Source organism: Parvibaculum sp., from assembly GCF_049651025.1.
Classification (GTDB): Bacteria; Pseudomonadota; Alphaproteobacteria; order Parvibaculales; family Parvibaculaceae; genus Parvibaculum.
Map to the genome: position 1 here is coordinate 26715 of NZ_JBASBH010000075.1, position 8716 is coordinate 35430.

An 8716-nucleotide genomic window follows, 5' to 3' on the forward strand; every position below is an offset into this window, starting at 1 on the left:
CGAACCTCCGTCTACCGGCGGCGAGACCCGCCCGCGAAATCTCTCGCAACGGCTACAGGCAATGTGGCGCGGTTTGCTCGGCCTTTCGGCTGCCAGCGACCCGACCTTGCGCGAAAGCCTTGAAGAGGCGCTTGAAGGCCGCGACGAAGCAGGCCGGACCCTCACCCCTGAAGAACGGCATATGCTCGTCAATATTCTGAGCTTTGGCGAATTGCGGGTGGATGATGTCATGGTGCCGCGCGCCGACGTCGTCGCGGTTGAAGAGGGCGACACGCTTAATGAATTGCTGCGGCTCTATCGCGAGTCGAACCATTCGCGCATGCCGGTCTATCGCGAAACCCTCGACGATCCGCTCGGCATGGTCCACATCAAGGATGTCGTCGAATATCTGACGCCGCCCGATGGCGAAAATCCCAAACCTGCAAAACCATTCTCGCTGAAATCGGTCAGGCGCGACGTGCTGTTCGTGCCCCCCTCCATGCCTGCGCTCGATCTGCTGCTGAAGATGCAGGCGACGCGCATTCATCTGGCGCTGGTCATCGACGAATATGGCGGCACGGACGGGCTGGTCTCGATCGAGGATCTGGTGGAAGAAATCGTCGGCGATATCGAGGACGAGCACGATACGCATGAAGGACCGGCGCTGGCGCGGCGCGACGATGGAACGATCGACGCCGACGCGCGCGCTTCCATCGAGGAACTAGAAGAGATGCTCGGCGTGAAGCTCGTCGATGAAGAAAGCGAAGACGACGTCGAGACGCTGGGCGGCCTCGTCTTCTCGCTTGTCGGGCGTGTGCCTGTGCGCGGGGAGCTCATCAAGCACCCGCTCGGTCTCGAATTTGAAGTGAGAGACGCCGATCCACGCCGCATCAAGAAGCTGCGCATACATAATGCCGCGCCTGCGGAAACCGCGCCGGGCGATGCGCCTGCCGAAGCAAACAGGGCAGCGAGCTGATGCATGATGCTTGATCGCGGGCTCGCCGCACCTCTTCGCGCCATCCACCGGCTTGCGCATGATCTTGGTCGCCTCTCGGGCTGGAGGCGTTGGGCATGCGCGTTTCTTGCGGGTGCGCTCAGCGTTCTGGCTCTGCCGCCGATCCAGTTTCTGCCGATCCTCTTTCTGACATTTCCCATTCTGGTCTGGCTGCTTGATGGCATCGATAGCGCGGGCACCAACGCCGTGCCGCTGTCGCGCCGCAAGATGCTGCGCGCCGCCGCCGCAATCGGCTGGTGGTTCGGTTTTGGATATTTTCTGCTCGGCCTTTACTGGATCGGCTTTGCCTTCATGGTCGAGGCCGACAAGTTCGCCGTCTTCATGCCCTTTGCCGTGGTGGCGCTCCCGGCCGGTCTCGCGCTCTTCATCATGGCCGCAGCAATGCTTGCGCGGCTGTTCTGGTGGTCGGGCTATCGCCGCATTGCCGTGCTTGCCTTCTTCTGGACGGTGTTCGAGTGGCTGCGCGGGCACGTTTTTACCGGCTTTCCATGGAACCTGATCGGCGACAGCCTCACAGCCTCTCAAGGGCTGATGCAATGGGCCGCGCTCACCGGCGTCTATGGGCTTTCCTTGATCACGGTGCTGATCGTTGCGGCACCGGCATCTTTCGATCCGCGCAACAATGCGCATCAGGAAACTGCGGCGGCGTCGGGGCAGAGCTGGCTCGTGCCGCTTGGCGCGCTCGCGGCTCTTTTGCTTCTCTGGGTCGGCGGCGCGGCGCGGCTCGGTCTTGCCGCGCCGGAACCGAGCGTCGGACCCGAGACGACCATGCTGCGTCTCGTGCAGCCCAATATTGCCCAGACCGAAAAATGGAAGCCCGAAAGCCGCCTCGCCATTCTTGGTGAGTTTCTTCGCATGAGCGCCGCGCCGACGCCCGAAGCGCCGCAGGGCCTCGGGCACAAGTCGATTGTCGTCTGGCCTGAATCGGCGCTGGCCATCTTTCTGGCGCGCGAACCTTACGTATTGTCTGCGATCTCACGCATTCTTCCGCAGGGCGCGCTGCTCATCACCGGCAGCGTGCGCGGCGAGCCCGGCCCCGACAGCCCGCCCGACACGTTGCAGTTCTTTTACAACAGTCTTTACGCGGTGAATTCGGACGGCAGGATTGTCGCCACCTATGACAAGTTTCATCTGGTGCCCTTCGGCGAATATCTGCCCTTCCATCGCTGGTTGTCGCGCATTGGCCTTCATAAGCTGGCCAAGCTGCAGGGAAGCTTCGACACAGGCCCCGGCCCGGTCACGCTGACGCTTCCCGGTGCGCCGTCCGCAAGCCCGCTCATTTGCTATGAGATTATTTTTCCCGGCCAAGTGGTCTCCCCTTCCGCGCGTCCGGGCTGGATCGTCAATGTGACGAATGACGCCTGGTTCGGCACATCGAGCGGCCCTTATCAGCATTTGAGCCAGGTGCGTCTGCGCGCCGTCGAACAGGGCCTGCCGGTCGCCCGTGCCGCCAATACTGGCATCTCCGCGGTCGTCGATGCCTATGGCCGCATCGTCGCTTCGAAGGCATTGAACACGGGCGGCGTCATCGATGCGCCGCTGCCTGCAGCCCTCGATCCCACGCCCTATTCGCGGTTCGGCGACTGGATCCTCGCGCTCATGCTCGCCACACTCGGCGCGGTCACGCTGGCCTTCCGTCGTCGTTGAAACCTCCCTTTGCGGCGATGTCGCTCCCTCTTGAATGAAACTCCGCTTGCGGCGAGAGTCGCCCCGGGGTTGTATTCTGCTTGTCCCGGATGGGCAGGAGTTGCATAAGGGCAAGTCGATTTGCCCTAGGGTTCATCTGTGGCCTCGGGGTTCTCTGGGGCTATGTGCCGCTTCCCGGGCGGCGTGAATGAGGTTCGGCCTTGCCTAGGAAGTCTCCCAATCCGATTGACGTTCATGTCGGCGGCCGCGTCCGGATGCGGCGCATGCTTGTGGGCATGAGCCAGGAAAAGCTCGGCGATAGCCTGGATCTGACCTTCCAGCAGGTTCAGAAATACGAAAAAGGCGCCAATCGCATCGGCGCGAGCCGCCTTTACCAGATTGCCCGCGTTCTGGGCGTGCCGATCGAATTCTTCTATGACGGCATTTCGGGCGACGGCCAGGCTGGCGCTGACGGCTTTGCCGAAGCGGAGACAGGCCATTTCGAACTCGATATGCTCTCGACGTCGGAAGGCATCCAGCTCAACAGCGCCTTTTTCTCGATCCGCGACCCCAAGGTACGCAAAAAGGTGCTGGAACTCGTGAAAGCCCTTGGCGATGCAGGGGCTCACGACGATGAAGCCGCCCTGGCAGGCGACGATGATGAAGACGACGAAGAAGAAAAAGCTCTTTAGCCACTGAAGCTTCACAATGGAAATGGTCGGCGTAGTTGACCCGCCGGGATTTCCTTGCAAAAACAACCCGGGTAACAGTGCCGTCGCGCTTTCGCCGTGACAGGTAGCTGGTCATTTTCCTCACATAGGGGCACGACAATTGGCGCGGTCTAATTACCTTTTCACGAGCGAATCTGTTTCTGAAGGTCATCCCGACAAGGTTTGCGACCGGATTTCGGATGCCGTGCTCGATCTTTACCTGTCCGCCGATCCTTACGCGCGGGTTGCCTGCGAAACGCTGACGACCACGAACAAGATCGTGCTCGCCGGTGAAGTGCGCGGCCCCGCCTCGATCACCAAGGAAAAGATCGAAGCGACGGCGCGCGATGCCGTTCGCCAGATCGGCTATGAGCAGGAAGGCTTCCATTGGAAGAAAGCCGATGTCGAAGTGCTGCTGCATGCGCAGTCCGCCGACATCGCGCAGGGCGTCGATGCGGCAGGCAACAAGGATGAAGGCGCTGGCGACCAGGGCATCATGTTTGGTTATGCCTGCACCGAAAGCGACGTGCTGATGCCGGCGCCCATCGTCTATGCGCACCGCATTCTCCAGCGCATGGCGGAAGACCGTCATTCCGGCAAGCGCCCGGAATTCGAGCCCGACGCCAAGAGCCAGGTGACCCTGCGCTACGAAAACGGCAAGCCCGTTGGCGTGACCTCGGTCGTCGTCTCGACGCAGCACAAGGCTGGCGTCGCGCAGAAGGATTTGCGCGAGTTGGTCCGTGCCTATGTCGCCGAAGTTCTGCCGCATGGCTGGTTCCCGACGGAAGAAGAGTTCTACGTGAACCCGACCGGCAACTTCGTCATCGGCGGACCGGATGGCGATGCGGGCCTTACGGGCCGCAAGATCATCGTCGACACCTACGGCGGCGCGGCGCCTCACGGCGGCGGCGCTTTCTCCGGCAAGGACCCGACGAAGGTCGACCGCTCAGCGGCCTATGCCGCGCGCTATGTCGCAAAAAACATTGTCGCAGCAGGCCTTGCCGACCGCGCAACGATCCAGCTCGCTTACGCGATCGGCGTCTCGAAGCCGCTGTCCATCTATGTCGACCTGCACGGGACCGGCAAGATCGACGAGGAAGCCATCGAGCTGGCAATCCCGCGCGCGATTGATCTCTCCCCGCGTGGTATTCGCGAGCACCTGAAACTCAACCGCCCGATCTATGCGCGCACCTCGTCTTACGGCCATTTTGGTCGTACGCCGGATGCCGATGGCGGCTTCTCCTGGGAGAAGACGGACCTTGCCGACAAACTTAAATCGGAAATCCGCTGAACCGACGGATTACGAAGCCATTGTCCGTCGTCACGTTTATGGACGGACCAAGGGCAAGACGCTGAAGAATCGTCAGGCGAATTTGATGGAGACCTTGTTCCCCAAGGTCTCCATTTCGCTTGATGACGCCTCGATCGACCCGCGCACCCTCTTCAGTGGCCCGGTCGATGAGGCATGGCTTGAGATCGGTTTCGGCGGCGGCGAACATCTCGTCTGGCAGGCCGAACAAAATCCGCGCATCGGCATTATCGGCTGCGAACCCTTCATCAATGGCGTCGCAAAGCTTGTCGCCGAAATTGATGAGCGCAGCCTCGGCAATGTTCGCATTCATGCCGACGACGCGCGCTTTCTTCTGGAGCGCTTCGCGCCTGCCTCCATCTCGCGGGTTTTCATTCTTTATCCCGATCCCTGGCCAAAACTTCGCCACAACAAGCGCCGTTTCGTGAATGAAGAAACATTGGCGATGATTTCTGCCGCTTTGGTGCCGGGCGGAGAACTGCGTTTTGCGAGCGATATCCCCGAATATGTGAACTGGACGCTCGCCCGCATCGCTGAACATAATGCGCGGGGAAATAGTCGTTTTATGTGGAAAAACAACGACTTGAGCGAGTGCCGCCTGCGCCCCGACGACTGGCCGCAGACGCGCTATGAGCAAAAGGCTCTGCGTGAAGGCCGTGTGCCCGCCTATTTGCGCTTTCGTCATGAGGATACCGGCTCTTGCGGTTAGGGCCGCAGAGGCGCTATATACCCTCACTTAAAGACGCTTCTCACATAACGAAGAGCAATCTTCGATTTAAGCGAGTGGGTTGTCTCCGGAAACGGGGGCCCGCTTTTTTTGTTTCTGGAGAGCTTTTTGACAACAGGCGTGGACTTGGATCGGCAAAATGAAGGCGCAGCACCGGCTGATGAAGCCGCAACGCTGGATACGCATCTCGTTGCCGCGTCCGGTCAGCCGCGCAAGGTTTTCCAGCTGATTGCTCCTTCGGCGGAAGCTGCGAATTTCGAGATCGTGCGCGTGCGCTACGGGCTTCACGACGGCCATACGCTTCAGATCATGGCGGAACGGCCGAACGGCTTGATGAATGTCGCCGGTTGTGAGGAGCTGTCGGGTATCCTGTCTGCGATCCTCGACGTCGAGGACCCGATTTCCGGCGAATATAATCTTGAAGTGTCTTCGCCCGGTATCGACCGGCCGTTGACGCGGCCGAAAGACTTTGAGCGTTGGGCGGGCTTTGAAGTGAAGCTCGAACTCAGCGAAGCGATCGATGGACGAAAGCGTTTTCGCGGCCGTCTGCACGGTTATGAAAATGGCGAAGTGCTGATCGAGCATGACGTCGAAGGATTCTCGGAACAACAGGTCATCGGCCTGCCGTTCCGTCAGATAAGTGAGGCGAAGCTCACGATGAGCGACGACCTCATCACCGAGAGCTTGAAGCGAAGAGATCGGGACGCCCCGGCCCCATCCGACGGAGAATAGAATTATGGCACCGGCAGTAAGCGCCAATCGCCTGGAACTGTTGCAGATCGCGGACGCAGTCGCGCGCGAGAAGTCGATCGACCGCGAAGTCGTGATCGAGGCGATGGCCGAAGCGATCCAGAAAGCCGCACGTTCGCGTTACGGCGCGGAAAACGAAATCCGCGCGCGTATCAATCCGACGACCGGCGAAATCAGGCTGGTGCGCCTGCTCGAAGTCGTCGAAGACGTCGAGAACGACGCAGTGCAGATCGAATTGCGCGAAGCCCAGCGCCGCAATCCCGCCGCCCAGCTCGGCGATCTGATCGAAGACGAATTGCCGCCGGTCGATTTCGGCCGCATCGCTGCGCAGACCGCAAAGCAGGTCATCGTGCAGAAGGTGCGCGACGCCGAACGCGAGCGCCAGTATGACGAATACAAGGACCGCATCGGCGAAATCGTTCACGGCATCGTCAAGCGTGTCGAATACGGAAACGTGATCACGGATCTTGGTCGTGGCGAAGCGATCGTGCGCCGCGACGAATTGCTGCCGCGCGAAACCTTCCGCAACGGCGACCGCGTTCGCGCCTATATCTATGACGTGCGTCGCGAACAGCGCGGCCCGCAGATTTTCCTTTCGCGCACGCATCCCCAGTTCATGGCGAAGCTTTTTGCGCAGGAAGTGCCGGAAATCTATGACGGCATCATCGAGATCAAGGCGGTTGCCCGCGATCCCGGTTCGCGCGCCAAGATCGCCGTGCTTTCCAACGACTCGTCCATCGACCCGGTCGGCGCTTGCGTCGGCATGAGGGGCAGCCGCGTTCAGGCTGTCGTCAACGAGCTTCAGGGCGAAAAGATCGACATCATCCAGTGGTCGCCCGATAGTGCCACCTTCATCGTCAATGCGCTCGCGCCTGCCGAAGTCGTCAAGGTTGTGCTCGACGAAGACACGCAGCGTATTGAAGTTGTCGTCCCCGATGACCAACTTTCATTAGCGATTGGTCGCCGCGGACAGAACGTGCGTCTCGCGTCGCAGCTCACCAATTGGGATATCGACATTCTGACGGAGGCCGAGGAATCGGAGCGCCGTCAGGCCGAATTTGCAAGCCGCAGCGCGATCTTCGCTGAAGCGCTCGACGTGGACGAAGTCATCGCCCAGTTGCTCGCATCCGAAGGCTTCTCCTCGATCGAAGAAGTGGCTTACGTGCCGCTTGATGAAATCGCCGAGATCGAAGGCTTCGACGAGGACACGGCGCAGGAAATCCAGAGCCGCGCGCTCGACTATATCGACCGCCAGAACGCGGAATATGACGAGAAGCGCGTTGCGCTGGGCGTCGAGGATGCGCTTGGCGAAATCGAAGGCGTGACACCCAAGATGCTCGTCGCCTTCGGCGAAAACGGCATCAAGACGGTCGAGGACCTCGCGGGTTGCGCGACCGACGACCTCACGGGCTGGAACGAGACGGTCAATGGCGAGCGCAAGCACCAGCAGGGTGCGCTGGAAGGCTTCGATTTGACCGAAGATGACGCCAATGCCTTCATTATGAAGGCGCGTCTGGCCATGGGCTGGATTACGCAGGCCGATCTCGACGCGGCGGACGCCGAAAAGGCGGAAGTCGAAGAGGCCGGACACGAGTGATGAGCGCGCCTAAAGGCGCGGATAAAGAGGAGCGCCGCTGCATTGTCACCGGCGAGGTCGGTTCGAGAGAAAATCTCATCCGCTTCGTCGTTGGCCCGGAAGACAAGGTTGTTCCCGATCTCGCGGAGCGGCTGCCGGGCCGGGGCATATGGGTTTCGGCGCGCCGCGAGGCGATTGAGACGGCGATCCGCAAGGGTCTTTTTGCCAAGGCCGCAAAGGCGAAAGCCGATGCGGGCGAGGAGCTGGCCGATGAGGTCGAGGAGCTTCTGGCAAAGCGGGCGGCGGGCGCTTTGGGCCTTGCCCGCAAGGCTGGCGAACTTGTCGCCGGCTATGAAAAGGTTTTGGCGGAGATTTCCGCCGGCCGTATCGCGATCCTGATTGAAGCGCGAGACGGTTCTGAAGACGGCGTTGCCAAGCTTGCCGGAGCCATAAGGGCCCGGCAGGCGCAGCAACGAGGTGCGGACGTGCCAATCCTGCGACCCCTCTGGTCGATCGAAATGGGTTTGGCATTGGGCCGCGCAAATGTGGTACATGCTGCGCTGACCAAGGGCAGCATGGAACGAAAAGTCTTGGCGGACCTCGCCAGACTGGAAAGCTATGGGCGTACCAAACGCCCGCTGAATGTAGGATAGGCATGAACGACTCGGCGGATTCGAGCGAACGCAAACTGAAAGCTTCCGGCGGCAAAACGCTGAGCCTGAAGCGGACAGTCGAGTCTGGCCACGTGCGCCAGAATTTCTCCCATGGCCGGTCGAAGTCGGTCGTCGTGGAGAAGAAGAAGAAGCGCACCATCAACCCAGGTGGCGCAGCGGCACATGTTGAGCCGGTGGAAGAAGCGGCGCCTGCGCCTGCGCCTGCTCCGGTAGCAGCGGAAGCGGCGCCCGCGCCTGCCCCCGCGCCAAAGCCCGAAATTGAAGTGGTCACGCCGGTTGAGCCCGCGCCGGCTCCTGTCGTGGAGCCCGTGGTTGTTGCAAAGCCGGTCGTTGCCGAACCAGCCCCCGCG

At 61.0% G+C, this 8716-nt stretch carries 9 protein-coding genes; all 9 read left to right on the forward strand.

Annotated features, from left to right (window positions below):
- Positions 1–61 precede the first annotated feature (61 nt).
- A complete protein-coding gene (locus tag WA943_RS10310; RefSeq protein ID WP_424469786.1) occupies positions 62–955 on the forward strand; it encodes a hemolysin family protein in 894 nt (297 codons plus the stop codon).
- A 3-nt stretch (positions 956–958) separates the two neighbouring features.
- Complete coding sequence (lnt, locus tag WA943_RS10315) at positions 959–2641, forward strand: apolipoprotein N-acyltransferase (protein ID WP_424469787.1); 1683 nt, start codon at positions 959–961, stop codon at positions 2639–2641.
- Positions 2642–2895: 254 nt separating this feature from the next.
- Positions 2896–3312, forward strand: a complete 417-nt coding sequence (locus WA943_RS10320) for a helix-turn-helix domain-containing protein (protein ID WP_424469797.1) — start codon at positions 2896–2898, stop codon at positions 3310–3312.
- Positions 3313–3451: 139 nt separating this feature from the next.
- Positions 3452–4621, forward strand: coding sequence for a methionine adenosyltransferase (gene metK, locus WA943_RS10325; protein WP_424469788.1), 1170 nt, complete (start codon positions 3452–3454; stop codon positions 4619–4621).
- Positions 4590–5348 carry a tRNA (guanosine(46)-N7)-methyltransferase TrmB gene (gene trmB, locus WA943_RS10330; protein ID WP_424469789.1) on the forward strand — a complete coding sequence of 253 codons (759 nt, stop codon included), beginning with the start codon at positions 4590–4592 and terminating at the stop codon, positions 5346–5348. The genes metK and trmB overlap by 32 nt, the downstream gene beginning before the upstream one ends.
- Before the next feature lie 144 nt (positions 5349–5492).
- Positions 5493–6098 (forward strand): ribosome maturation factor RimP, encoded by a 606-nt coding sequence (gene rimP / locus WA943_RS10335; protein WP_424469790.1) that lies wholly within the window; start codon positions 5493–5495, stop codon positions 6096–6098.
- Positions 6099–6102: 4 nt separating this feature from the next.
- Positions 6103–7713 carry a transcription termination factor NusA gene (gene nusA, locus WA943_RS10340; RefSeq protein WP_424469791.1) on the forward strand — a complete coding sequence of 537 codons (1611 nt, stop codon included), beginning with the start codon at positions 6103–6105 and terminating at the stop codon, positions 7711–7713.
- Positions 7713–8345 carry an RNA-binding protein gene (locus WA943_RS10345; protein ID WP_424469792.1) on the forward strand — a complete coding sequence of 211 codons (633 nt, stop codon included), beginning with the start codon at positions 7713–7715 and terminating at the stop codon, positions 8343–8345. Before nusA ends, WA943_RS10345 begins: the two co-directional genes overlap by 1 nt.
- A 2-nt stretch (positions 8346–8347) precedes the next feature.
- Positions 8348–8716 (forward strand): translation initiation factor IF-2 associated domain-containing protein (locus WA943_RS10350; protein WP_424469793.1); only part of this gene is annotated, 369 nt, incomplete at its 3' end.